The organism is Streptomyces sp. NPDC026659 (assembly GCF_040638245.1).
In the GTDB taxonomy this organism is placed as follows: domain Bacteria; phylum Actinomycetota; class Actinomycetes; order Streptomycetales; family Streptomycetaceae; genus Streptomyces.
Window position 1 is genome coordinate 159,051 of record NZ_JBEZXY010000013.1, and the last position, 25,115, is coordinate 184,165.

The window sequence follows — 25,115 nt, forward strand, 5'->3', positions numbered from 1 at the left end:
GAGCGCTCCCACGCTCAGGCGCAGGGGTCTCTCCGCTCGAAGTGGACTGTCGGTTACCCGGCTTGACGGCTCCCCGGGGCCGACGCGGAAGTGTCCCGCTTCCGGTGACCCCGACTCGTCGGAGCCGGACTGGGGCCCATGGAAGCCACGAACCGCCCGGCCGTCAATACTTCGATGCCGACATCGACCCGCGTCGGGGAAGTTGGCGGAAATGTCTCCGTGGCGGTGGAGGCCGGGCGCCGTCGGTCGCGCGCACCGCCCCGGCGTGGCCTCCGACCCTTCTGGTGGTGTGGGCGGGTGGTTCGTTCAACTCGCTTCCTCCGCAAGCCTGTTGACGCGGGTGTTGACAGCTTCGACGCGGAGGCGCACCGTGGGAGCGCTCCCAAGACAGGTGTCCTGTCCTCAGCGTGCTCCGCTGCCGGGCACCTCCGTGCGACGCGACGACGAACCCCGGAAGGCGCCCAGGACGCTGGGAGCGCACTCCGGGCCCGCCCGTGGCGCCGCGCCCGCAGGGACCCCCGCATTCCGCCCTGCGAGATCCGCTTACTCCCGCACCCGTTCACCGTGACATTCATTCAGGAGACCCCCATGTCCTCCCGTGAATCCACAACCCCACGTCACCCTCGGCCCAGACGGACCGCCGCACTGGCCGCCGGCGCCCTTCTCGGAGCGCTGTCCCTGACCGCCGTGCCGCAGACGGCCTCGGCCGCCGCCAAACTGGACAACCCCTACGTGGGTGCCAAGCCCTACGTGAACCCCGACTGGTCGGCCAGGGCCGCGGCGGAGCCGGGTGGTTCGGCGGTGGCGGACCAGCCGACCTTCGTGTGGCTCGACCGCATCGCCGCCATCAACGGCACGTCGGAGGCGCGCGGCCTCAAGGCCCACCTCGACGCGGCGAAGGCGCAGGGCGCCAACCTCGTCCAGCTCGTCATCTACGACCTCCCGGGCCGGGACTGCGCCGCCCTCGCCTCCAACGGCGAGCTGGGCGCCGACGAACTCGGCCGCTACCAGACCGACTACATCGACCCGATCGCGGCCGTCCTCGCCGACCCGGCCTACGCGAGCCTGCGCATCGTGAATCTCATCGAGCCCGACTCGCTGCCCAACCTCGTCACCAACGCGGGCGGTACGGCGGGGTCCACCCCCGAGTGCGCCACGATGAAGGCCAACGGCAACTACGAGAAGGGTGTCGGCTACGCCCTGCACAAGCTCGGCGCGCTGCCCAACACCTACAACTACATCGACGCCGGACACCACGGCTGGCTCGGTTGGGACAGCAACCTGGTGCCGTCCGCGCAGGAGTTCAAGAAGGCCGCGACGACCAGCGGCGCCACGGTGGACGACGTGACGGGCTTCATCGTCAACACGGCGAACTACTCGGCCACCAAGGAGCCCTACGTCAAGATCACCGACACGGTGAACGGCGCCACCGTGCGCCAGTCGAAGTGGATCGACTGGAACCAGTACGACGACGAGACGACGTACGCCCAGGGCCTGCGGTCCGCCCTCGTCTCCCAGGGCTTCGCCAGCGGGATCGGGATGCTGATCGACACCTCCCGCAACGGCTGGGGCGGCGCCGCCCGGCCGGCCGGTCCCGGCCCCACGACCGGCGTCGACGCCTACGTCGACGGCGGCCGTATCGACCGGCGCATCCACGCCGGCAACTGGTGCAACCAGAGCGGCGCCGGACTCGGCGAACGGCCGACGACCGCACCCGACTCAGGCATCGACGCCTATGTGTGGGCCAAGCCGCCGGGCGAGTCCGACGGCGCCAGCAAGGCCGTCGACAACGACGAGGGCAAGAGCTTCGACCGGATGTGCGATCCCACGTACACCGGCAACGCGCGCAACGGCAACAACCCCACCGGAGCGCTGCCCGACTCGCCGCTGGCCGGACACTGGTTCCCGGCCCAGTTCCGGCAACTCCTCGCCAACGCCTACCCGCCCGTGAGCGGTTCGGGCGGCGGAGGCGGAGACACCCAGGCGCCGACCACTCCCACCGGCGTGGCCGTCTCGGCGACGACGGCCGACAGCGTCTCCCTCACCTGGCGCGCGGCGACCGACAACACGGGGGTCACCGGGTACGACGTCTACCGGGACGGTGTCAGGACCGGGAGCGTCACCGGCACCTCGTACGCCGACGCCCCCAAGGTGACGGTCTACGTGGGCGGCACGCTCGTCTGGGGCACCGAGCCGTAGACCGTCGGCCACGAGAGCCGGGGGAACCGGGCGGCCCCTGCGTCCGGTTCCCCCCATCGGCCCTGCCCTGCCCTGCCCCGACGCGACGCGACGCGATGCGATGTGATGCGGGGCCGGGTCGGCAAACAGCCATCTGTCCCCCCCACATTCGGACGGAAGGAACTCCCGTGAACACGAAGTCCCGCACATCACGCCCCGTTCACCGGCTCGCGGCCGCGCTCGTCCTGGCCGCGGGTTCGGTCACCGCCGTCACCGCCGCAACGGGCCCCGCCCGGGCGGACACCCAGGTGTGCGACCAGTTCGGCTCGACCACCACGCCCGGCGGCTACGTCGTGCAGAACAACGCCTGGGGCACCAGCTCCCCCCAGTGCGTGAACCAGGTCGGCGACGGCTTCCGGCTCACGCGTGCCGACGGCTCGGTGCCCACGAACGGAGCCCCGAAGTCGTACCCCTCGATCTTCGCCGGCTGCCACTACACGAACTGCTCGCCGGGTACGAACCTGCCCAGGCAGATCAGGACCATCGGCAGCGTGCCCAGCACGATCGCGTACCAGTACGTCGGCGGGGCGGTCTACGACGCCGCGTACGACATCTGGCTGGACCCGACGCCCAGGAAGGACGGCGTCAACAGGACCGAGATCATGATCTGGCTGAACCGGAGCGGCCCGGTCCAGCCCATCGGCTCGAAGACCGGCACCGCCTCCCTCGCCGGGCACGGTTGGGACGTATGGCGGGGCAGCAACGGCCAGAACGACGTGATCTCCTACGTCGCCCCCTCGGCCCTGACGGGCCTGAGCTTCAACGTCAAGGACTTCATCGACGCCGCCGTCGCGCAGGGCCTCGCGACCCCGGACTGGTACCTCACGAGCGTGCAGGCCGGCTTCGAGCCCTGGCAGAACGGCGCGGGCCTGGCGGTCACGAGGTTCTCCGCGAGCGTCAACTGACCATTCTGGTCCAACCAGTTGACCAGTGTCCGGCCATCATCCACTCTGTTCGCCATGACTCCCTTACCCGTACGGCGTGAGGCGGTCTCCGACCAGCTCTACGCCGTACTGCGCGACCGGATTCTCGGCGGCTCGCTCCCGCCCGGCGCCCCGCTCACCGCCGAACGCGACCTCGCGGCCGAGTTCGGGGTGAACCGGCACGCGGTCCGCGAGGCCGTGAAGCGGCTCCAGCAGGCCCGGCTGGTCGAAGTCAGCCACGGTGGCCGCACCCTCGTCCTGGACTGGCGGCGTACCGCCGGACTCGAGCTCGCCCTGGGGATCGCGGCGGCCGACACCGGCCCCACGACCGCCGAACTCACCCGCGCCGCATTGGAGATGCGCGCCTGCATCGGTGCCGACGCGGCCCGCCTGTGCGCGCTGCGCTGCTCCGACCGGGCCGCCGCGCACATCATGGAGAGCGCGAGCCGGTACGCCGTACAGGGCCCGGACTTCACGGAGTTGGGCGAGGCGGACGTCGCGTGGTGGCGGCTCGTGGTGGAGGGCTCCGGGAACATCGCCTACCTGCTGGCCTTCAACAGCCTCGTCACCGGCGCACTCCCGGTCGCCGAGGCGCCGGACGCCCTGCGCGCCGATGAACTCCTCGATGTGGAGGCCCACTTGAGGCTCGGCACGCTGATCGCCGCCCGTGAGTCCTACGCCGCCGAACGGCTCGCCCGCGAGTTGCTGTCCCGCAGTGTCCCCACCGAAGCCCCGGAAGCGGTGAACTGACATGATCCCGGCCGTCGTCTACGCGATACCCGCCTTCGTACTCCTCGTGGTCGTGGAGGCGCTGTCGTACCGCTTCCTCCCCGACGACGACGAACGCGGCTACGAGCTGCGCGACACCGTCACCAGCATGTCCATGGGCGCCGGAAGCCAGGTGATCGGGCTGCCGTGGAAGGCGGTGACGGTCGTGGTGTACGCCGCCGTCTTCACCGTCGCCCCCTGGCACCTCTCGGCGTCCTCCCCGTGGACCTGGCTGCTGCTGTTCTTCGCCGACGACCTGGCCTACTACGTCTTCCACCGCGCCCACCACCGGGTGCGGGTGCTGTGGGCGAGCCATGTGGTCCACCACTCCAGCGTGCGCTTCAACCTGTCGACCGCGCTCCGGCAGAGCTGGACGCCGATGACGACGCTGCCGTTCTGGCTGCCGCTCGCACTGCTCGGCGTACCGCCCTGGATGATCCTCCTCCAGCAGTCCGTCAGCCTCGTCTACCAGTTCTTCCTGCACACCGAGCGGGTGGACAAGCTGTGGCGCCCGGTGGAGTGGGTCTTCAACACCCCGTCCCACCACCGCGCGCACCATGGCTCCAACAACGTCTACCTGGACCGCAATTACGGCGGCATCCTCATCGTCTGGGACCGGCTCCTCGGCACCTTCGAGCCCGAGGGCGAGCGGGTGGTGTACGGCCTGACCAAGAACATCGACACCCACAACCCGCTGCGCGTCGCCTTCCACGAGTACGCGGCCACCTGGCGCGACGTCCGCTCGGCGACGAGCTGGCGCGACCGCGCCGGGTACCTGCTGGGCCCGCCCGGCTGGGCACCCGCATCCCGCTGACTCGGGGGAGGGACGGCAGCGGCCGGTCCGTGTCGGCGACGCGGGAGGCGGGGAGTCCCCCCGCTTCGGAACGGGCGTCGACTCAACAGCCCCGTCGGTCGGCCGCCAGTTCCTCCGCGCCGCGTTCCACGCAGAACTCGTTGCCCTCGGGGTCCAGCAGGGTCACCCATCCGGAACCGTCGGGCCGACGGTGGTCGCCCTGGAGGGTGGCACCGAGCGAGAGCAGGCGCTCGACCTCCTCGTTCCGGGTACGGTCCTGGGGTTGAAGATCCAGATGCACGCGGTTCTTCACCGTCTTGCGCTCATCACTCCTGACGAACAGCAGGGCGGCGGTCGCGGTGGTCACCACGGCCTCCGGATCTCCCGGGAAGTCGTCGTCGGCGAGGGAGCCTCCCAGCGCCCCGGCCCAGAACGTGGCGAGAACGTAGGGGTCGGCGCAGTCCACGGTGATGTGACGGATCAGGGAACTCATGCGCCCACCCGACCATGACCGGCTTCCGCCGTCCAGAGGCGGGACGTCGCCGCCCGGCCGTGTCCGACGGGTCACCCGGTGTGATACGGGAGGAGGCGAGTGGCGGGTGGCTCGTGACGGTGCTCATAGGAGGCAGGTCACGTCCTATCGCGGATCGTAGAAGAGCTTCGCCGCGAACAGCACCTAAAGCCCCAAAACGGTGCATATCGGACATTGCTCCGTATCGGGGTAGTAGGTCACATGCTTGCGTGGCGATTTGTCCACCGTTAATCATGTTTGTCGTTGCCGGAGCAATACGCCGGACCAGGTGGTGATCGCCTGGTGCCGGTTCTTTTCTGCCCCGGTGACAGCGGGGCCTCGCCCCGACGCCCAACAGGCCGCGACCGATTCCGGCCCGTGCCTCAACGACGTCTTCTGGAGAGACCCCTTCATGAACACCATCTTTACTTCCCGCCGTCCTGCCCGTCTTCGCAACCTCGCCCTGACCGGCCTGGCCACCGCCGGTGCCGCGGCCGCCGCCGTGACGCTGATGCCGTCGTCCGCGTTCGCCGCCGACGCCCACGTCACCCACCAGGTCACCGCCCAGCACGCGCACACCAATGCCGCGTCGGGGAGCCTGGACGGCTGGATCCGGCAGTCGCTGGCCATCATGAAGGCCAAGCACATCCCGGGCAGCTACGACGGTCTGAAGCGCAACATCATGCGCGAGTCCAGCGGTAACCCCAACGCGCAGAACAACTGGGACGTCAACGCCCAGAAGGGCATCCCTTCCAAGGGCCTGCTGCAGGTGATCGACCCGACGTTCAACGCCTACCATGTGGCCGGCACCGCCCAGAGCATCACCGACCCGGTGGCGAACATCACCGCGGCCGCCAACTACGCCGCCCACCGCTACGGCTCGATCGACAACGTCAACTCCGCCTACTGAGCCGGCACCCTCACGCATCTCGTCGCAGTGGCCCCCGACCGCAACCGGTCGGGGGCCACTGCCGTTCAGCACTCCCCGGTGTCGGTACCGACGCGACCAGCCGGCCGGCTGAGGCCTGTTCGGCGAGTTCTTCGATGGTCTCGCGCGCCGGCACGGCCATTGCGTCGGTACCGGTCGGACCGGCGGCGCTCAGTGCTTCCGCGGCGACGGCCCGGAGGGCGGAGACGACCGCGCCGCCGTCACCGGTCCGCGCCCCGCGCCCGGGCCGGCACGCACACCCAGGCGACGGCCGCCGCGCTCAGATAGGCGAGAGCACCGATCGCCATGCTGACACGCACCCCGGTTCCGTAGCCGCCGCCGGTCGCCAGGAGACTGCCGCCGAGCGCCACACCGGTGGCGCTGCCGATCTGGCGGGTGGTGTTGAACAGGGCCGAGGCGCCTCCCTGGTACGCCGGAGGTGCGGACCCCATCACGGTGGCGGTCGTACCGGTCAGCGCGAAGGACGTCCCGAATCCGGCGGCCATCATCGGTACGACCAGCAGCGCATAGGCGGGTTCGGGGCCCGCCGCCGCCCAGCCGGCCAGTCCGAGAGCGCCCAGCAGCATGCCCGAAGTCACCAGCGGCCGGTCACCGGTGCGACGGGTCAGCCGCCCGGACAGGACCGAGGCGAACATGGTCATCGCCACCGCCGGGAACAAGGCCAGCCCGGTCTCCAGCGCACTGAAATGGCGCCGGTGCTGGAAATCCAGGCTGGCGGTGAACACCATGCCGTAGAAGCCGAAGTTGAACAGCATGCCCACGACGGCCCCGCCGCCCATGGTGCGTGAGCGCAGCAGCCGGAGCGGTAGGGCGGGGGACCGGGCCACCCGCTCACGTACCAGGAACGCCACGACGGCCACCACGGAAAGGCCCAGCCCGGCAAGAACGGCCGGGTCGGACCAGCCGCGCCGTCCCACCTCGTTCAATGACGCGGTCAGCAGGGCCACCGCCGCCACCACGGCACACTGCGCGGGCCAGTCCAGGGCCCGGCCCGCATGACGCGGAGACCGCGCCACATGGCGCAACGTCAGGACGAGACAGGCCACGCCGACCGGCAGATTGATGAGAAAGACCCAGCGCCAGCCCACCGTCGACACCAGCAGTCCGCCCAGCAGCGGGCCCGCGGAGGCCGCGACGCCCGCCATCGAGCCCCACAGGCCGAAGGCACGCGAGCGTGCCGCCGGCGCGGGGTAGGCCTCCTGGAGCAGCGCGAGGGAACCGGGCACGATCAGCGCCGCACCGAGTCCTTCCACCAGCCGCGCCGCGATCAGGAAGAGGGCGTTCGGCGCGAACGCGCAGGCCGCCGATGACGCCGTGAACACCCATACACCCGCACAGAAGACGCGCCGGTTCCCCAGCCGGTCGCCCAGCGCGCCACCCGTCATCAGAAAACCGGCGAACACCAGGGTGTAGCCGTCCGTGATCCACTGGATGCCGGTGAGGGAGGCCGACAGATCCCGGCCCACCACGGGCACGGCGACGTTGATGATCGTGACGTCCAGGATGACCATGAAATACCCGGCGCACACGGCCAGTAGCGGCGCCGGGCCCCGCCGTCGGGCCGTCGGGTCCGGGCCGCCGGACGGCCCGGGAACCCCCTCACCGACCGATTCCGCGAAGGGCACGTCGCCGACTCCGTTCTGTCCTGGGAACGCCGGTGCGTTGAGCATGCTAGGTGGCAGGCGCGGCGGAACCGACCGCGCCGCGCTCACTTCGGCAGCGGCCCCACGCTGTCGCTTGAGGCGGTGGCCCACGCCGTCCCAGCCCTGCCGAAGGACAGCGAGCAGGTGGAGCGGGCCGTCGCCCGGCCCGTCCGGACCGGCGCGAGGCCGGACGAGCGCAGCTTCCCGCTCGCCGGCCGGTGAGGTGCCCCCTCGCCTAGGGCGCGGCACCGCTTCAACCGGCAGCGTCCGGCGGAGCCTCCTTCATGTTCCGGCTCACCATCGTCGCCCCCAGCAGCGTCAGCGTGTGGATGACCGTGTTGCCGTGGCGGTGGCTGGTGATGAGGCCCGCGTCGCGCAGGGCTGTGGTGTGGTGGGTGGCCGTGGCCGGGGTCACGCCCGCGCGGTGGGCGGCTTCGGTGGTGGTGGCGCCCGCGGCGGTGGCGCGCAGGACCGTGGCCCGGGCTCGGCCCAGGAGGACCTCCAGGGAGGGGGAGCCGGGGGCCGGGCGGGGTGGCTCGTGGTGGAGGGAGTAGGTGAGGACGGGAGGCAGGGCGGGATCGGCGAGGGAGACCGGGCCCTTCCAGCAGAAGTAGGACGGGATGAGGAGCAGGCCCCGGCCCTCAAGACGGATGTCCTGCCGCGTCGGGTACGTGCCGATCTCCAGCCGGGGATGGTGCCAGCGCACCGCCGGGCCGAGTCCCCCGAGCAGGCCCTCGGTGCCGCCGTCGAGCAGCTGCCGGCCCAGGCGTACGCGTTCGGCATGGACGCTCTCCTGCATCCACTCCTCGTGGGGCTCGATCACCGCGCGGTGGTAGGCCCGCAGCACGCTCACCAGCTCGGCGCGGGCCCCCCGCTCCGGCAGGCGGGCCAGGTGCGGCGGGAGACGTCTGATCCGTGCCAGGGTGGCCAGTTCCGCCGTCACCCGCTCCGGAGGCGTCGCCAGAATCGCCCCCAGCCCAGCCTCCAGGCCGGACACGCCCTCCAGCGGAGTGAGGAAGTCCGGCCAGTACGACGCGCGGGGAAAGAGGGGGAGCAGAAGCTGCCGTACCGCGCTCTCCAGGCCCGCCTCCCGTAACCGCTCGCGCGCCGTGCGGTACCACTGCGCGTAGGCCCAGCGGCCCGCCGGGGTCTGGAAGCGGTGGAGGCTGGCGGCGATCTCCCACAGCGGATGCGGGGCGGCGGCAACCCGGGTCCTGGCCAGATCCTCAGCCGAGAAATGAAAGCGAAGCACGCTCAACACCCTCTCCACCGGCGTCATTTGACCCTCTTCGAATGAGCATGACAGCCGAAAGCGCACCCCGGAGCATGAACTCGCTCAGCCGCACCGATCCCGATGGCACCTCGGCTCCCCGGCACGCCCGCGCGGTACTCCGTCTCCCACCGGTCCGACCCGCCGCACTCCGCACCTTCCGCATGTCCCCGGCCCGCCGAACGAGCCCGCCGAACGAGTTCACCGAACGAGCCCACGGAACGAGCCCGCACCCGAGCCCACGGAACGAACGGACACCGAAGGAACCCGATGGCGAAGATCCTCACCCACCCGGCCGCGGCGGCGGCCCTGCTCGCGGCCCTCGCCGTCTCGGCGCCCGTCACCGCGTCGGCCGCCTCCGCCAACACCTCGTCGGCGGCCACCAGTTGCTACGGCGGCGCCGTCACCGTGAACTACGGGGACGCCGCCGAGTTCGGGCCCTACACCACGACGTCCCGCTGTGCCGACATCAACCTCCGCATGGTGAGCGGCGACGCCGAATTCGTCTGGGCCTGCGTGAAGTTCACCCGGGTCGGCGCGTGCAACTACTGGACCCAGGTCGGCCGGAGCTGGAAGACCATCGCCACCGACGTCAAGGACGGCAGCAAGTTCACCGTGCCTCTCGGCGTGGACCTCGAAGGCTCCTCCGCGCGCGTCCAGATCGCCTTCTGACCCGTCGACGGCCCCAACTCCCGCTTCCCTCAAGTGAGTCGAGGGCACCAACTCCCGCTTCTTCCAAGTGATTCGGAGTTCCGATGACCCGCACCCGGAGAACGGCGGCCGTACTCACCGCCACCACCGCGCTCCTCGCCGCCGGTGCCACCGCACCCGCCGCCGCCCGGCCCGAGACGACAGCGACCTCCTGCTACGGCGGCGCCGTGTCGCTCACCTACCGCTACTCCGCCGCCGCGGTCGAGTTCGGCACCTACACCACCACCTCGCGCTGCTCCGACATCAACATCAAGCTCAGCAGCTCGGCCACCGGCTTCCTGGACGCCTGCATCGTCTTCGTGGACCACACCTCGCTGTGCAACCACGACAACACCTACTCGACGTTCGGCCCCCAGTGGGCGACCGTCGCCACCGACGTCAAGGACGGCACCCGCTTCAAGCTGCGCGTGCACGCCTACGACACCGACGCCCAGGTCGTCCCGTTCCAGCTCGCCTTCTGACCGCAGACACAAGGGAGTTCACGATGACCTTCTCTCCGGACCGCCGCACCGTTCTGCGCGGCACCCTCGCCGCCACCGTCGGCGTCTTCGCCGGGCCCGTCCTGCTGTCGGGCAGCGCGCAGGCGTACAACTGGACCCGCACCATGAACCAGGGTGCCACCGGCGCCGATGTGACGGAGCTTCAGATCCGGGTGGCCGGCTGGGCCGCCGACTCCGCGTCCCAGTCCCGGGTGAGCATCGACGGCGACTTCGGGCCGGGCACGGCCGCGGCGGTGCGCCGCTTCCAGGCCGCCTACGGGCTCTCGGTCGACGGCAGCGCCGGGCCTGCGACCCAGGCGCAGCTCAACGCCCTTGAGCAGTCGGACGGTTCGACCGCGCACTTCAACTGGAGCGAGTTCTACGACCGTTCCAGCGGCAACTTCAACGGCGGCAAGGTGAGCGCGGCCGCCGTCAAGGAGAACGCCCGCCGGGCCATGTACAAGCTGGAGGCGCTGCGCAAGAAGCTCGGCAACGTGCCGATCACCGTCAACTCCGGCTTCCGCAGCATCGCGCACAACGCCGAGATCGGCGGCGCCAGCGACAGCATGCACCTCTACGGCACCGCGGCGGACCTCGACGTGCCCGGCGTCGCCAACCGCACCGTCTACCAGAAGGCCGAGACCTGCGGCTTCTCCGGCCTGGAGCGGTACGACGTCGACCATCAGCACGTCGACAGCCGTGCCGACCTCGGCCGCTCCTGGTGGTGGGAGAGCGGCACCATCTGACCTGCCGCAGCCCGGGGGCCGGGGACCGCACGAGGTCCCCGGCCCCGCACACTCCCCGCCCTCACCCGGAAGCGCCCCCGCACATCCACCACCCCCACCCGGAAGCGCCCCCACCCGGAAGGTCACACCCCCATGCCCCGCATACCCCTGGGCCGCGCGGCCCTCGCCGGCCTCGGCACCCTGGCCGTCATCGCCGCCGCCGTGCAGCCCGTCAGTGCCGCACCCCGCACCGAGAGATCCGAGGGCCCCGTCGCCCACGCCTTCAGCAGCGCCGCGGCCGAGTACGGCGTCCCGCGCGACCTCCTGATCGCCCTCGGCTACAGCGAGACCCACCTCGACGGCCACCACGGCCTGCCCAGCCAGGCGGGCGGCTACGGCGTGATGCACCTGGTCAGCAACCCCGACCAGCACACCCTGGAGCTGGCGTCCCGGCTGACGGGCGACACCGCCCGCGAACTGCGCACCGACACCGCCGCCAACATCCGCGGCGGCGCCGCCGTCCTGCGCTCCTACGCCGACCACGCCGGACTGAGCCAGGCCGAGCGCCGCGACACCGACACCTGGTACCCGCTCCTCGCCCGGTACGGCGGCGCCACCGACCCCGCCACCGCCCGGCTCTACGCCGACACCGTCTACACCTTCCTGGCCGAGGGCGTCACCGCCCGCGCCGAGGGCGGCGAGAAGCTGACCCTCCCCGCCCGGAAGGTCGCCCCCGAGCGCGGCGCCTACGAGTCGGCCCTGGCCCCGGCCGCACAGAGCCCCGACTACCCCTCCGCCCTCTGGGTCCCGGCCAACGCGGCGAACTACGCGGTCGGCCGCACGGCCGCGATCAGCAAGGTCGTCATCCACGTCACCGAGGGCTCGTACGCCGGGACCATCAGCTGGTTCCAGAACCCGTCGGCGCAGGTCAGCGCGCACTACGTGGTGCGTTCCTCGGACGGCCAGATCACCCAGATGGTCCGCGAGAAGGACACCGCCTGGCACGCCCGCTCCGGGAACGCCAGCGGCATCGGCATCGAGCACGAGGGGTACATCGACAACCCGAGCTGGTTCACCGACGCGATGTACCGCTCCTCCGCCGCGCTGACCGCCTCCATCTGCGCCCGCTACGGCATCCCCAAGGACCGCGCGCACATCGTCGGCCACTCCGAGGTGCCCGGCAACGACCACACCGACCCCGGTCCGAACTGGAACTGGACCTACTACATGCAGCTGGTCGGCGGCAGCACCGGCGGTGGCGAGGTCCAGCTCAGCTTCCCGTCGTACGACACCCTGCGCTCCGGCTCCACCGGCGCCCAGGTCTCGGCCGCGCAGTCGCTCCTCAACGCGCAGGGTTTCGACGCGGGCACCGTCGACGGCAGCTTCGGCTCGAAGACGACCTCCGCCGTGACCGCCTTCCAGCAGGCCCGCGGTCTCGCCGCCGACGGTGTGGTGGGCGCCCGTACCTGGACCGCACTGCTCTCGGCCGGCACCACGCCCGCCCTCAGCCAGGGCAGCACCGGCGCCGCCGTCCAGCGCCTCCAGCGGGCCCTGACCGCCGCGCTCGGGCGGACCGTCACGGCGGACGGCGACTTCGGCCCGGGCACCCAGCAGGCCGTACGGGACTACCAGACCAGCCGCTCGCTCGGCGTCGACGGCCAGGTCGGACCCGCCACCTGGGGCGCGCTGCAAGCCGGCCGCTGATCGGCCTGCCGACGGCGTGGGGCAACTCTTCGGGATCGCCGGCGGCCAGGGGCTCACCGTGACCGGGGGGGGGCTTGTCGTGGCAGGCACTGATCGACGGCGGCTCCAGTGAGGTGAGGTTCTGCGGCCAGAGGCGGGATGAGCGGATCGGGCGGGACCGCTGCCCGGATGCCCGGGTGGGTGGATGAGGATGCCGCCCTGCCCCGACGGGATCCGCTCCGAGCGCGTCTCATGCCGGCCTGGAGCGTCATTCTTCGTGATGATCAGTCATCTTCCGACAGGGGAACAGCCGATGGGGTCTGCACGGTTGTCCTGACCGAGGTCCGGCGCCGTACGAGTGGGGAACTCGGCACCGCAAGGGTCGTCCGCTCCGTCAGGGACAGGGTTCCCGGGGTGCGGTACGCGCGCCGCATACTCGGACCAGAACGCGTTTCCGCAGGAGGACTCCTTCATGACTGACCGGCCCTTGACGCTCATGGCAGTACACGCCCACCCCGATGACGAGGCCACCGGAACCGGAGGGATCCTGGCGCGATACGCGGCGGAGGGCATCCGCACCGTTCTCGTGACATGTACGGACGGCGGTTGCGGTGACGGACCGGGGGGTGTCAAGCCGGGCGAACCCGGGCACGACCCGGCGGCGGTCGCCTCGATGCGACGTCAGGAACTCGAGGCGAGCTGTGACGTCCTGAAGGTCAGCGATCTGGAGATGCTGGACTATGCCGACTCCGGGATGGCGGGCTGGCCGGGCAACGACGCCCCCGGATCCTTCTGGCAGCTTCCCGTGGAGGAAGGCGCGGCCCGACTCGCGGAACTCATGCGGCACTACCGGCCCGATGTGGTCGTCACCTACGACGAGAACGGCTTCTACGGTCACCCCGACCACATCCAGGCGCACCGCATCACGATGGCGGCGCTGGAGATGACCGCGCTGACACCGAAGGTGTACTGGACCACTGCGCCTCGCTCGATGATGCAGCGGTTCGGTGAGGTGATGCGTGAGTTCCACGAGGACAGGCCGGACCCGGACCCGGCCGAGACCGCCGCGCTGGCCGAGATCGGTCTTCCCGACGACGAGATCACCACGTGGGTGGACACCACCGCGTACAGCGGTCAGAAATTCGACGCCCTGGCCGCGCACGCCAGCCAGGGCGAGAACATCTTCTTCCTCAGGATGGGCAAGCAGCGGTTCGGCGAGCTGATGGGCATGGAGACCTTCGTCCGCGTCCAGGACACCACCGGTGCGGCCACCCCCGAGAACGACCTCTTCGCCGGCCTGCGCTGATCCGCTCGCCCTGCCGCCTGGTGGGGCGAGCGTTTCTATCGCACGGCGCGGTTACGTGGGGAGGGTCCTGCGAACCGTAGTGACGCCCGCTAGCCCGCCGGGTAGGGACCGGACCGACTGGGCCGTGTTTCAGAACTCGCTGACCTGTCTGGTTGGTCGTCCGGGGAAGTCGCGGGCGGCCATCCAGATGGTGAGGTCGCGGGCGATGTCGTTGATGCTGGTCGCCGTGGTGACCTCGTGCTCGTTGCGGGCGGTGTCACGGCGGACGATCTCGTAGCCGCCTTCATCGAGGACGGCCACGGAGGCGAACCAGACGGGGTCGTCCTCGTCGGGCTGGACGACCACGAACGTGTTGTCGGAGTTGTCGAGGTCGCTGATCATCATGAACAGCGCGTCCTCGGAGGGGTCGTCGATGCGGTCGCCGTTCTCGCTGTCGGCGCCGTAGTACTGAGCCCCCATCGTTGCCTTCCCCTCGCCTGTTCACCTGGATCGCGGTCAGCATGGCATGAGGAACCGACGGTTCAGGCCGGTCAGAGCCATTCGCCGAGCGCGGCGATCAGGACGGTGGCTTCGAAGCGGACGGCGAGCTTGTCGAACCGGGTGGCGGCCGCGCGGTTGCGCTTGAGCCGGTTGATCCCGCACTCGACCGCGTGCCGGGCCTTGTAGTCCTCGCGGTCGAAGGCCGGAGGCCGCCCGCCGGTTGTGGTCCCCGCACGCGCGGGGCCGGACGGGATCCGTCGCAGCCGCCCCTGCGCGCGGCCCCCTCGCACTGACGCCTCGACAGGTGTCAGATGGTCGGCATGCGCAGTGCAGAGGGGGTCGGGCGACCGATGGGCAGGACGCCGACCACGATGAGACGGGGCACTTCGGTCGCGCTGCGGGCGTAGCTGGTGATCCATACCCGGTCGTCGAAGTCCGAGTACCCGGCCGCGTGGCTGCTGTGGTCGCCGACCAGAAGCATGCTGAACGGCGGCCCGGTAACAGTGTAGTTGGCGGCCTGCGCGAGGTAGTCCCGTTCCACGAGCTCGCGATCCGCTTTGGTCTTGCGTCGCTTTACCTCGATCACGAACCGCAGCCCGGGCTGCGGGGTGTAGGGGACGTCGGTGTGCCCGGAGGCCACGTCGATGACCTCCCGCTGGACGGTGCCCGGAGTGAGCAGTCCGCCGGAAGGAAGCCGCTGAGGAGCCACGTGCCGCGCCTCGGCCGCCGTGAGGGTTGTGGCAAGGGACGTCGTTCATAAGTCACCCCGAGTGCCGAGCCTCGTCGTCGGCTGGCCGTGGCTCCGGAGCCACGGCGTTCGCGTCTCAGCTGCTGCTCTCGGTGCTTTCACTCGTCTCGCTGATCTCAACGCGTCTGCCGGTCTCGGCATCCGTGATGATCGTGGCGTAGAGACGACGGCGGCGCAGGGCGAAATCGTCCACGCCGATCACCCGCGGGACCGCCTGCTGTGGCAGCGGCAGGCGCCGCAGATGGCGCAGCGCGGTGCTGCGGGAAACGGGCGTGGCCAGCAGACCGGCGAGGCGGGCGGCTGCCCGGCCGCACAACTCCCGTGCCACCTGGGATATCTGCCCGGCAAGCCGCACCGTGCGGCGCTGATGGCGCTCAAGCAGTCCGGGAATCTGCTCGCGGAAGGTCTGCCGCCGGCAGCCCAGGACCGGGCAGACCAGCCGCCGTACACGCAAGTGGACGACGACCTTGCGGCCGTCGACCGGCACGTCCGTCACCGTCCGGCCGTGGTACCCGTGCACCCTTGCTGTCGGCGTCCCGCACCCCGGACACGGCACCGCCACATCCGGGTGCGGGCAGTGATCACCACCGCGTCACCGCCGTCCGCCACGTTCTCGACGGCCAACGCCGACAGCCCGGAAAACACCGCGTCCATAAGGAAGTTGACATCCATCACAAAATCATGATTACGGGCGGCTACTCAACGTCACCACCGACTACGGGCCAGAGCCTGATTCATGACACTTCCCTGCCGATCAAAGTTACGCAATGAATCGTCATAAGCCGCCATTGCAGGTGCGCGGTGCCCTGGCGCGGGTACGGTCGGAGCGATATTCCGGTCGGCTTTGAGGGGGGTCGCCATGTTTCCGGGTGTTGAGATCGCTGCGGGCTACGTGTTCGCGTGGGCAGTGCGCAAGGCGAGGTTGATTGGGGGGCGCGCTGACAGCGAGGTCGACCGGGCATTGGAGACCGGGATGAACCGTCTGCATATGCTGGTCAGCAGCAAGCTCGGGCAGGATCCGGCGTTGGAACGGGCACTGGAGGAGGCCGAGGAGGGTCGTGCGGAGCTGTCGGAGCGTACTCGGCTGCGACTGGAGGGCTCTCTCGATGAGGCCGTCGAACGCGACGGGCAGTTCGCGACTGCGCTGAAGGCGGCGGTGGAGGAGGTGCAGGCTGCCACTCGGGCCGCAGGCAAGACGACTGCTCATGGCAACGGCGTGGCCGTCGGCAACAACGTGGAGATCCACGCAGAGGGTGGTTCCGTGGCGACCTGGGAGTTGAAGGGAAACGTCACGGTCGGGGCCGTAAACCCTCAGCAGCCGGAGACGGACAAGGGCTGACTGCCTCCGGCACCACAACTGCTCCGACCGGCGCTGCCGCATCGGTCGGGGCGAAGCCCGTCATCATCAGTGCCTCCGGCAACAGCGTTGCCGCCTACCGGATCACCCAGCACGCGGCGCCGCGACCGCCTGCTGCTTGGCCGCACCAGGTCGGCACCCCGCCCAAACGGGCCGCCTGCTTCCAGCACCGTGCCGAAATCGCCGTGCTCGCAGCGGCGCTGGCGAGCGGCGGCTCGGCCGTCCTGGGCCCAACCACCTCTGTCGCCCCTGCCACTCCCGTGGGAGTGTCGGCGAGGAGTGGTGCTGCAGGCGTGGTGGCCGGGCTCGGAGGAGTCGGCAAGAGTCAGCTCGCCGCCCACTACGCCCGGAGCGCGATGGAGCACGGTGAGGTGGACGTGCTGGTGTGGGTCACCGCAGACACCAAAGCCGCGGTGATCGACGCCTATGCCGATGCCGCTGCCCAGCTCATCGGATCGGCCGCGCCCGAGGATCTGGAACAGGCAGCGGAGGCGTTCTTGGCCTGGCTGGCGCCCAAGGCCGGCCGGCCGCGGTGCCGGTGGCTGGTCGTGTTGGACGACCTCGCCGACCCGACGGCAATGAACGGATTGTGGCCGCCGCCCTCACCGACCGGCCGGACTCTGATCACCACCCGCCGCCGGGATCCAGCCCTCCTCACCGATCGCCATCTCATTTCCGTCGGCGTCTTTTCTCCCGACGAGTCCCACGCATACCTCACCCGCGTGCTCGCCCCCTACGCCCTGGCCCACCCCGCCCAGGAACTGGACGCGCTTGCCCGTGACCTCGGCCACCTGCCGCTCGCTCTGGCGCAGGCCGCCGCCTACATCGCCGAACTCGCCGACACCAGGATGACAGCCGCCGCCTACCGGCGTCTGCTCGCCGACCGCACCACTGCCCTGCGCACTACCGCGCCCCATCTCCTGCCCGACGATCAATCCCTCACGGTCGCTGCCACATGGTCGCTGTCCATCGAACACGCCGACTCCCTCAAACCCGCGGGTTTGGCTCGCCCCATGCTCCGCCTCGCCTCCTTCCTCGCCCCCAACGGCATCCCCGACACGGTCCTCACCAGCACGCCTGCCCTCGTCCATCTCGCCCGCCACCGGACCGCAGGCGCAAGCGAGGCCAGCACGGCCCGATCCACAGTCCAGACACCCGCCCGCACCGAACAGCATGATCAGATGGCCCGCCTTGCCCGCGGCCCTGTCACGCAACCGGCTGTTCCCTCGGTGACCCATGACGAGGCCCGAGCAGCTTTGAGCGCACTTCGCCGTCTCAGTCTCATCGAGCATATGCCGGAGGTCCCAGCGACCGCCGTGCGCGTCCACCAGCTCGTCCAGCGCGCCGTCCGCGATGCCCTCGCTCCCCCCGAACACGGGGAGCTGGCCCGCACCGTCGCCGACGCCCTCATCGACTCCTGGCCCGACGCCGAACGCGAGACCCCTCTCACCTCCGCCTTACGCGCCAACACCATCGCCCTCACCGACAGCGCCGGGGACGCGCTGTACCGGCCCGCAGGACACCGTGTCCTCTACCGCGCTGGCAACAGCTTCCTCGGCGCCGGCCTGCCCTCCTCTGCCACCACCTACTGGCAGGACCTGACGTCCAAGAGCGAGCAGATCCTGGGGCCCCGGCACCCGGACACGCTCCAGGCCCGTGCCCACCTTGCCGTCGCTCACCGGCAGGCCGGAAACACCAGCGAGGCCGTCGCCCTCGGGGAGCAGGTACTCGCCGACCTCGAGCACATCCAGGGCCCCGACCACCCCCACACCCTTGTCACCCGCGGCTACCTCGCCACCTTCTACCAGCAAGCCGGACGCACCAACCAGGCCGTCGCCCTCGGGGAGCAGGTACTCGCCGACCTCGAGCACATCCAGGGCCCCGACCACCCCCACACCCTTGTCACCCGCGCCAACCTCGCCGCCTCCTACCTGGAGGCCGGACGAGCGGACGAGATCCTCCCTCTGCTCGAACGGGGAGTCCGTGACGGTGAGCGCATCCAGGGTCCCGACCACCCTGACACCCTCACCGCCCGCAACAACCTTGCCGTCTCCTATCGACGGACCGGACGCACCAGTGAGGCTGTCACCCTGCTTGAACAGGTGATTGTCGACTGCCAGGAGGTCCTGGGTACCGATCACCCCGAGACTCTCGCCGCCCGCGGCAACCTGGCCGACGCCTACCGGCAAGCCCGACGCACGAGCGAGGCCATCAGCGTCGGGGAGCAGGTCCGTACCGATCGTGAGCGGGTCCTCGGGCCCGACCATCCTCACTCCTTGACGGCCCGTGCCGGCCTCGCCTGCTCCTACTTCCAGGCTGGGCGCATCGATGAGGCCGTCCGCATGGAGGAGGAGGTGGTTGCCGACAGCGAGCGCGTTCTAGGTCCCGATCACCCCGATGCGCTGGAGGCCCGCGCCAATCTGGCCTCCAGCTACCGGCGGGCCGGGCGCACCGATGAGGCTGTCGCGCAGTTCAAGTATGTGGTGGCCAGCTACGAGCGGGTCCCCGGCCCTCAGAGCTCCGCCCTTGTCCTGGCTCGCAGCGAACTCGTCCTCTGCCACCTGCAGTCGGGGCGTGTCAGTGAAGCCGTCTCGCTGTCGGGAAGCCTGGTGACCGATAGCGAGCGGGTGTTGGGTGCCGATCATCCTCGTACCATCCTCGCCTGCGGCAACCTCGCCACCGCCTATCAGCATGCCGGACGCACCGGCATCGCCCTCAGCCTGCAAGAAGAGGTCCTCGCCGACAGTGAGCGCATCCTGGGCCCTCAGGACCCCGGCACCCTTGTCGCTCGCGTCAACCTGGCCACCCTCTACCAGGAAACCGGGCGCACTGACCAGGCCGTCAACCTGTTCGAAGAGGGCCTCGCCGATCTTGAGCGAATTCTGGGCCGCAATCACCCCGACACCCTCACCACCAGAGGCCACCTCGGCGACTGCTACCAGGATGCGGGGCGCACCCAGGATGCCATCACCCTGCTGGAGAAAGTGGTCGCCGACAGCGAACGCATCAAAGGCCCCCACCACACCGACACCCTCACCGCCCGTGCCAGCCTCGCCGAGTCATACCTGCAGGCCGGACGCCCCCACGAAGCCGTCACCGTCCAAGAGCAGGTCCTCCTCGACCGTGAGCGGATCGGTGGCCCGGACCACCCTGACACCCTCACCGCGCGCGGCAACCTCGGCAGCTTCTATCTACCTGCAGGCGGGGCACGTCGACGAAGCCGTCACCCTGCTCGAAATGAGGGTCGCCGACGACGAGCGCATCAACGGCCCCGACCACCCTGACACCCTCACCGCGCGCGGCAACCTCGCTGAGGCCTACCTGCATGCGGGGCGCACCCAGGATGCCATCACCATGCTGGAAAAGGTGGTCGCCGACAGCCAACGCATCAAGCGACCCGACCACCCCCAGACCCTGGCCGTCCGAGGCAGCCTCGGCCGCGCCTACCACCAGGCAGGACGCACGGACGAGGGTCTCGCTATTGAGGAGCAGCTGGCTGCCGACAGCTCACGGGTCCGCGGTCCCCACCACCCCGAAACTCTCATCGTCCTGGGCAACCTCGCATTCGCGTACCAGGACGCGGGACGCCTCGGGGAGGCGATCGACCTCGGGGAGCAGGTCGCCACCGACCGCACGCGAGTCCTGGGCCCCGACCACCCCAACACCCTCATCGCTCAAGGCAACCTCGCATTCATGTACCAGCAGGCGGGGCGTATCGGGGAGGCGATCGAGCTCGGGGAGCAGGTCGCCACCGACCGCACGCGAGTCCTGGGTCCCCTTCATCCTCAGACCCTGCTCACCCTCGAGAAGCTCGCCACGTCGTACCGACTCGCAGGACGTATCGAGGAGGCGCTCCATCTCGGGGAGTACGTGACCGCCAACCGGACACGGCTTCAGGGAGGGAGCGAATGACATCGCGCTATCGCGAACAGCCCCCTGGTCCTCGGTCAGCCGGCCCTGCCCCCTTGAAATGCCTGCCTGTCATCCTCATCCCGAGCGGCGGCTCGAACCGTGCGGCAGCCACGCTGCCGGGCCGGTCGGTGGCGGACGGCAGGGGGCATGCTCCAGCCGGGCAGCCCGCGACACCGTACTCCGCGCACGCACACCAGCCGGGAGCCGCAACCTCACCACACCCGCTGGTGCGTGGCGCACGAGCGGACTGCCCTCCGCCGCCACAACATGTCCCTCCGCGCTTCGCCAGGCCACGCCGCGCTGTGCACGGCGTGCCGCGTGCGCTCGCCCCACCACCGACGAGCCAGCGTGCTGGTGAGTCACGGCCGTTGCTCTCTGGTGAGGGCCGGTTCCTCCGTGTAGCGTCGCTGTCGGATGTCGTGATTCGCAGTGCCTGCCCGCGCTCTGGCGTGGGCGTTTTGCTGTGCGGTGCGGGAGCAGGGCATCACGTTCGGGTCCGCGCGGTGCGGGTCCGATATCGACCGGAAGGCTCAGCATGACCAGCGGAACCGTCAAGTGGTTCAACGCCGAAAAGGGCTTCGGCTTCATCTCCCAGGACGGCGGCGGCCCGGACGTCTTCGCGCACTACTCCAACATCAACTCCTCCGGCTTCCGTGAGCTCCAGGAGGGCCAGAAGGTGACGTTCGACGTCACCCAGGGGCAGAAGGGCCGCAGGCAGAGAACATCAGCGTCGTCTGACCTCATTCGGCTGCAGGTCCCGGGGCAACCCCGGGACCTGCAGCCGAATCCGGAAACGACAGCGGCTGCCCACACAAAAACGGCCCGAACGACTCCTCCACCACCGCGTCGCAGACGTGAACCGCTGACCAGTCCGCACCACGACGTACCACTCGGTGCCATCCGGGATCCCCCCCCCGCACCGAGCACACAGGTGTGGGCTAACCGGCCTGGAACGTCCAACTGGCCCCGCAGCCCGGGCAAACAGCGCCCCCGCACCGCACGCCCGACGCGCCGCCTGGTGGCGATCGGTGACATCGATGTTGCCAAGGGCGGCCAGGACAGCCGCCATCAGCTCTCCACGAGACCCAAGAGCTGGCAGCCCTCCTCCCGGTCGGATCCCGGGAACGCGCGGGCAGCGCTGCGGCGTGATCACGGCATGGACGAGGAGACCAACCCGGCGCAGTCCGCCACGCCCCACAGCATTTCTGCCCAGCTGAGTGCCGCACTGCGCGTGGCAGGCCCGCGCGATGTGCGCATAGACGACAGCATGTTCCACCCCGGCCTCGACCTCGGCCCCCAGTCGGCGTCGTTCCGGCTCCAACTGTTCACCGCCCCCGGCCTGCGCCCGGTTGCCGTGGTCACCCAGTGTCTGGAGGACGGCCCAAGCCTGACCAACGCCGCGGAGCGCTATGCCGCCGCGGTCTGGGAGCGACACTGCCCCGACGATGCCGAGCCTCCCCTGTGGGTGCAGCGACAATTGTGGGGCGACCGGCCGGGCGCCCACCAGGAGGAGAGGTGGTAGCTGGTCACCTTCACCTCGGCCGGGCCGTACCGGCTCGGCGTCCCACAGTGGAGCCCCCTGACTGACGACCAGCTCGAACAGCTGGTGGGCCGTCCGGTCGATGCGGGCCGTGGCGCCGCATACACGCCCCGGATCCCCGAGCCGGAGCCCGAACCGCACTTCGAGGTCTGGCCGGTGAGCCGGCTGGGCCTTCCTTCGCCGTTCCGTGAAGCCGCGTGCATGCCCACCGGCGCCTCGCGATCGCGGCGCCTGCTGCGCCGCATCCTTCCCACCGCCCGCACCCGCACGTGCTGCTGGTACCACGGCGGCAACTGGCACGCCGTCACCCGTCTCGCGGTCACTGCCCTGGACCGAGCCCGACGCGAGGTTGTTCCCCACGACGAACTGGCCGACTTGGTCGACCGGTACGCGCAGGCTGAAGGCACTTCCGAGTGGCAGCGTCAGGCGCTGGAGAGCCTGTTCAGGCCAGCCGTCGCCGTGCAGCCCGACGGTGAGGGCGGCTACATCAACGGCCAGCATCGCGTCCAGGCGCTGATGGACGCCGGGGTACGGCGCACCGTGGTCCTGGTCTACCGCTGGCCGACCGTGTCCCCTTGAGCATCTTGCCGCCCCGCATCAGCTCCTGCGCGTATTCCTCCGCACTCACCGGCACTCCGTCCCGCTCGCAGCCCCGGCACGCTCCCACCCGCGTCCCCGGGGGACCGCCGTGGCCGGCTGTCCCTCACCCAAGGGCCGCCTCGCACAGGCCACCGCCCCGTTCATCGTTGATGCGCCTCCAGGGCCATGAACGGCCGGTCCTGCTCGTCGAAGACCAGCAGGACCGCCCGCCAGGTCCGGGTCTTGCTGCTGACCTCCAGCTCCGCCCGGAAGCCCGCTGCCCGGGCGGCGGTGGCCAGCTCCAGCTTCAGCAGGTGATGCTCCGGCGATTTGTTCGCCAGCGCCCACGTCTCGGGTCGCACCTGGTGGCAGAAGTGTCGGGCCCCCGTGGGAGGAGACACGCGCGAAGAGCCGTCCCCGGCACTCCGGACACGCCAGTTCCAGCCCCGCAACGCGGTGGACGTCCCACAGGACCGCCCGCAGCCGAGGTCCTGTGGGACGCATCCAGTTGGCCCCAGTCCGCGTGCACGGTCGTATACCCCATCTGCGATTTCTCGGTGTGGGGTCGGTGGTGGTGAGAGTCGGTCGCGCTGGTCCAGGGATGGGTGTTATGGGGCTGGTCAGTGGGTGTTTGTGGGTGGGTGGGCCGCTGTCATGAGGTGAGAGGTTGAGGGGTGGGATCGCTGTCGTGGGGCTTTATCTCATGGCAGCTGATGTTGTCTCAGGTTCGTAAGTTCTGATTCCCTCGGGTGGGCTGGGCCGGTGTGATCGTGGGGTGGATCAAGAGGTAAGGGCCGGTCGTGGGCCTGTGCTGCCCAGGGGGTTGGTGGTGCGTCGTTTGCTGGAGCGGCAGCAGGCGGGGGAGCTGGCCACGCGGCATGTGTGTGCCGTCGCTGAGACGGTGGGTGTTTCGGAGCGTACGGTGTGGCGCTGGCTGGAGCAGGCGAAGGCGAAGGCGAAGGCGAAGGCGACGGGGCGGGTGGAGGCGCCTGTCCGGCAGGGATACGCGGTGTCGGATGAGGTGTGGGAGCTGCTGGGTGAGGCGGGGGGCAATGTCTCGGAGCTGAGGCGTCGTCTGGTGGCTGCCGGTGGTGAGGTGCCCGTTCCGTCGATGTCGACGTTGAGCCGGGTGATCCGCAGGGACCGACGGGCGGGGCGGGCTTTGCTGACCGGGCGGGAGCCTGTTGTGGCCGGGCCGAGCAGGCCGGATCTGCTCAGCGAGCTGGGCTTGAACGTCGTGGCCGGCCAAGGCACCGGCGGGCAGGTCTTCCTGCGGGAGCAGAAGTACCTGGCGCAGGTCCCGGTCCTGGTGCCGGGTGCCCAGGTGGTGCACACGCCTGCTGTTCGGTCGGTGTTGCGGACGGTCGCGCACGCGGCCGCGGTGGGGGGCGGTGGTGTGTTTGTACGGCGATGCCGGTCAGGGAAAGACCGTCGCGTTGCAGTACGCCCTGTCCCAGCTGCCGCACCCGGCCAGGGTCCGCCGGGTCCACGTCGGTGTGCATCCGACGGTTCCCGAACTGCGCCGGGTGCTCGCGGACGCCCTTGAGCTGGGCAGGCGGCTGCCGCGCGGGGCGGGGGAGGCCGACCTGATGCTGGTGAACGCGCTGCGGCAGCCCCGTGTGCTGGTCCTGGACGAGGCACAGCGCCTTCCGGGGCCGGCGCTGGAGTTTCTGCGCGGGCTGTGGGACCACCCGGACACGGACACGGCACTCGTGCTCGCGGGTGCGGACGGCGAACGGGCGCTGCGCCGCGTGCCCGCGTTGGCCTCTCGGGTGCTGACCTGGGAGCTGGTGCCGCGCCTCAGCCCGCGCGAGGTGGCCACCGTGATGGCTGCCTTCCATCCGCTGTGGGAGGACGTGACCGAGGACGATGTCGCGTGGGTGTGAGTTCTCATTTTCGCTGTAGTGGAGAAAGGTCTCTGAACTGCGATGCGGCAGGTGGCTGAGAGGTGTCTTGGGCAGTTCTTTCGTGTCGTAATGGTGTTTGACCTGCGCTGCAGCAAGTTGGATGAAAATCCCGCAGATGTATTGAGAATCCTGGGGTTCATCTGAGGATTCTTCGCCGCTCGCGCGGGAGGCAGCTGGCCCCGTCCTGTCTGGGCGGGGAGCAGCTCGCAGACCACCGGGGAGCGCCTTCGCTGGGTGAAGTCGGGAATTGACTCAGTCCTGCCTGCGGCGTTGGCCGTACTGGAGCGTGCCCAGGGCTCGGGGATGGAGGTGGGGGCGATCACCGGCCCGGCGACGCCTTCGCTTAGGAGCGCACAACTTCCTGATCTTGACCTTCAGGGGACCTCAGGTGACGAGAGACGTCCGCGCATTCGGCTGGAGGAGTTCCGACGCTCCACCCGCTATCGGTCCGTGCGCTGTGAATCAGCCCGGATTCGCGGAGATCGAGTCGAGTGTGAGATCCCGTGCCTCGGCCTTGGCGCTCTGGAGCCAGTGCGTGAGCCAGTACGCCAGCTCGGCCACGGGAGTAGTTCCTCGGACCACGGCGCGCGGTC

General features: G+C 70.1%; 20 protein-coding genes and 4 pseudogenes. 16 read left to right on the forward strand and 8 right to left on the reverse strand.

Going from position 1 to position 25,115, the window contains the following annotated elements; all coding sequences use genetic code 11:
• Nucleotides 1–588: 588 nt before the first annotated feature.
• From AB0E91_RS28440 to AB0E91_RS28455, 4 genes and pseudogenes are all read left to right on the forward strand, one after another.
• Nucleotides 589–2,145 (forward strand): annotated as a pseudogene (locus AB0E91_RS28440) (glycoside hydrolase family 6 protein); the annotation flags it as partial.
• Nucleotides 2,146–2,366: 221 nt separating this feature from the next.
• Nucleotides 2,367–3,143 (forward strand): glycoside hydrolase, encoded by a 777-nt coding sequence (locus AB0E91_RS28445; protein ID WP_361787715.1) that lies wholly within the window; start codon nucleotides 2,367–2,369, stop codon nucleotides 3,141–3,143.
• 54 nt (nucleotides 3,144–3,197) lie between these two features.
• Nucleotides 3,198–3,911, forward strand: coding sequence for a GntR family transcriptional regulator (locus AB0E91_RS28450; RefSeq protein WP_361787717.1), 714 nt, complete (start codon nucleotides 3,198–3,200; stop codon nucleotides 3,909–3,911).
• A 1-nt stretch (nucleotide 3,912) separates the two neighbouring features.
• Complete coding sequence (locus AB0E91_RS28455; RefSeq protein ID WP_361787719.1) at nucleotides 3,913–4,743, forward strand: sterol desaturase family protein; 831 nt, start codon at nucleotides 3,913–3,915, stop codon at nucleotides 4,741–4,743.
• Nucleotides 4,744–4,825: 82 nt separating this feature from the next.
• Here the strand turns inward: AB0E91_RS28455 and AB0E91_RS28460 are convergent, their stop codons facing one another.
• Entirely contained in the window at nucleotides 4,826–5,215 is a 390-nt protein-coding gene (locus AB0E91_RS28460) for a VOC family protein (RefSeq protein ID WP_361787721.1), read from the reverse strand.
• 430 nt (nucleotides 5,216–5,645) lie between these two features.
• On the opposite strand from AB0E91_RS28460, the gene AB0E91_RS28465 reads away from it, so the two are divergent.
• The gene (locus tag AB0E91_RS28465; RefSeq protein WP_361787723.1) at nucleotides 5,646–6,143 is read left to right on the forward strand and encodes a transglycosylase SLT domain-containing protein; all 498 of its coding nucleotides are present in this window, start codon (nucleotides 5,646–5,648) and stop codon (nucleotides 6,141–6,143) included.
• Between the two features lie 239 nt (nucleotides 6,144–6,382).
• Here AB0E91_RS28465 and AB0E91_RS28470 read toward each other — a convergent pair whose 3' ends face one another.
• Together AB0E91_RS28470 and AB0E91_RS28475 are read right to left on the reverse strand one after the other, a co-directional pair.
• Nucleotides 6,383–7,693, reverse strand: a complete 1,311-nt coding sequence (locus AB0E91_RS28470; protein ID WP_361787725.1) for an MFS transporter — start codon at nucleotides 7,691–7,693, stop codon at nucleotides 6,383–6,385.
• 385 nt (nucleotides 7,694–8,078) lie between these two features.
• Nucleotides 8,079–9,077, reverse strand: coding sequence for an ArsR family transcriptional regulator (locus AB0E91_RS28475; protein WP_361787727.1), 999 nt, complete (start codon nucleotides 9,075–9,077; stop codon nucleotides 8,079–8,081).
• Nucleotides 9,078–9,365: 288 nt separating this feature from the next.
• Here AB0E91_RS28475 and AB0E91_RS28480 point away from each other — a divergent pair, with 288 nt between their 5' ends.
• The 5 genes from AB0E91_RS28480 to AB0E91_RS28500 all read left to right on the forward strand — a co-directional run bounded on the left by AB0E91_RS28480 (nucleotide 9,366) and on the right by AB0E91_RS28500 (nucleotide 13,999).
• Nucleotides 9,366–9,767 carry a hypothetical protein gene (locus AB0E91_RS28480; protein WP_361787729.1) on the forward strand — a complete coding sequence of 134 codons (402 nt, stop codon included), beginning with the start codon at nucleotides 9,366–9,368 and terminating at the stop codon, nucleotides 9,765–9,767.
• An 83-nt stretch (nucleotides 9,768–9,850) separates the two neighbouring features.
• A complete protein-coding gene (locus AB0E91_RS28485; protein WP_361787731.1) occupies nucleotides 9,851–10,267 on the forward strand; it encodes a hypothetical protein in 417 nt (138 codons plus the stop codon).
• 23 nt (nucleotides 10,268–10,290) lie between these two features.
• Nucleotides 10,291–11,031 carry a D-Ala-D-Ala carboxypeptidase family metallohydrolase gene (locus AB0E91_RS28490; RefSeq protein ID WP_361787733.1) on the forward strand — a complete coding sequence of 247 codons (741 nt, stop codon included), beginning with the start codon at nucleotides 10,291–10,293 and terminating at the stop codon, nucleotides 11,029–11,031.
• 132 nt (nucleotides 11,032–11,163) lie between these two features.
• Nucleotides 11,164–12,714, forward strand: coding sequence for an N-acetylmuramoyl-L-alanine amidase (locus tag AB0E91_RS28495; RefSeq protein ID WP_361787735.1), 1,551 nt, complete (start codon nucleotides 11,164–11,166; stop codon nucleotides 12,712–12,714).
• A gap of 451 nt (nucleotides 12,715–13,165) precedes the next feature.
• Nucleotides 13,166–13,999, forward strand: a complete 834-nt coding sequence (locus tag AB0E91_RS28500) for a PIG-L family deacetylase (protein WP_361787737.1) — start codon at nucleotides 13,166–13,168, stop codon at nucleotides 13,997–13,999.
• A 129-nt stretch (nucleotides 14,000–14,128) separates the two neighbouring features.
• Here AB0E91_RS28500 and AB0E91_RS28505 read toward each other — a convergent pair whose 3' ends face one another.
• The 4 genes and pseudogenes from AB0E91_RS28505 to AB0E91_RS28520 form a co-directional block, all read right to left on the reverse strand.
• Nucleotides 14,129–14,458: a hypothetical protein gene (locus AB0E91_RS28505; protein WP_361787739.1), complete on the reverse strand. Its 330-nt coding sequence runs from the start codon at nucleotides 14,456–14,458 to the stop codon at nucleotides 14,129–14,131.
• A gap of 71 nt (nucleotides 14,459–14,529) precedes the next feature.
• A pseudogene (locus tag AB0E91_RS28510) lies at nucleotides 14,530–14,697 on the reverse strand (IS5/IS1182 family transposase); the annotation flags it as partial.
• An 89-nt stretch (nucleotides 14,698–14,786) separates the two neighbouring features.
• Nucleotides 14,787–15,188 carry a hypothetical protein gene (locus AB0E91_RS28515; RefSeq protein ID WP_361787741.1) on the reverse strand — a complete coding sequence of 134 codons (402 nt, stop codon included), beginning with the start codon at nucleotides 15,186–15,188 and terminating at the stop codon, nucleotides 14,787–14,789.
• A 151-nt stretch (nucleotides 15,189–15,339) separates the two neighbouring features.
• Nucleotides 15,340–15,872 (reverse strand): annotated as a pseudogene (locus AB0E91_RS28520) (transposase family protein); the annotation flags it as partial.
• A gap of 214 nt (nucleotides 15,873–16,086) precedes the next feature.
• Here AB0E91_RS28520 and AB0E91_RS28525 point away from each other — a divergent pair.
• The 5 genes and pseudogenes from AB0E91_RS28525 to AB0E91_RS28545 all read left to right on the forward strand — a co-directional run bounded on the left by AB0E91_RS28525 (nucleotide 16,087) and on the right by AB0E91_RS28545 (nucleotide 22,615).
• Complete coding sequence (locus AB0E91_RS28525) at nucleotides 16,087–16,566, forward strand: hypothetical protein (protein WP_361787743.1); 480 nt, start codon at nucleotides 16,087–16,089, stop codon at nucleotides 16,564–16,566.
• Between the two features lie 314 nt (nucleotides 16,567–16,880).
• Nucleotides 16,881–19,868, forward strand: a complete 2,988-nt coding sequence (locus tag AB0E91_RS28530; protein ID WP_361787823.1) for a tetratricopeptide repeat protein — start codon at nucleotides 16,881–16,883, stop codon at nucleotides 19,866–19,868.
• On the forward strand, nucleotides 19,813–20,496 hold the full coding sequence (locus AB0E91_RS28535; protein WP_361787825.1) for a tetratricopeptide repeat protein: 684 nt from the start codon (nucleotides 19,813–19,815) through the stop codon (nucleotides 20,494–20,496). Before AB0E91_RS28530 ends, AB0E91_RS28535 begins: the two co-directional genes overlap by 56 nt.
• 535 nt (nucleotides 20,497–21,031) lie before the next feature.
• Nucleotides 21,032–21,205 (forward strand): annotated as a pseudogene (locus tag AB0E91_RS28540) (cold-shock protein); the annotation flags it as partial.
• Between the two features lie 1,032 nt (nucleotides 21,206–22,237).
• On the forward strand, nucleotides 22,238–22,615 hold the full coding sequence (locus tag AB0E91_RS28545) for a hypothetical protein (RefSeq protein WP_361787745.1): 378 nt from the start codon (nucleotides 22,238–22,240) through the stop codon (nucleotides 22,613–22,615).
• 161 nt (nucleotides 22,616–22,776) lie between these two features.
• Here AB0E91_RS28545 and AB0E91_RS28550 read toward each other — a convergent pair whose 3' ends face one another.
• Entirely contained in the window at nucleotides 22,777–22,977 is a 201-nt protein-coding gene (locus AB0E91_RS28550) for a hypothetical protein (protein ID WP_361787747.1), read from the reverse strand.
• Between the two features lie 1,038 nt (nucleotides 22,978–24,015).
• Between AB0E91_RS28550 and AB0E91_RS28555 the strand changes: the two genes are divergently transcribed.
• Nucleotides 24,016–24,501, forward strand: a complete 486-nt coding sequence (locus AB0E91_RS28555) for an ATP-binding protein (RefSeq protein ID WP_361787749.1) — start codon at nucleotides 24,016–24,018, stop codon at nucleotides 24,499–24,501.
• Nucleotides 24,502–25,115 lie beyond the last annotated feature (614 nt).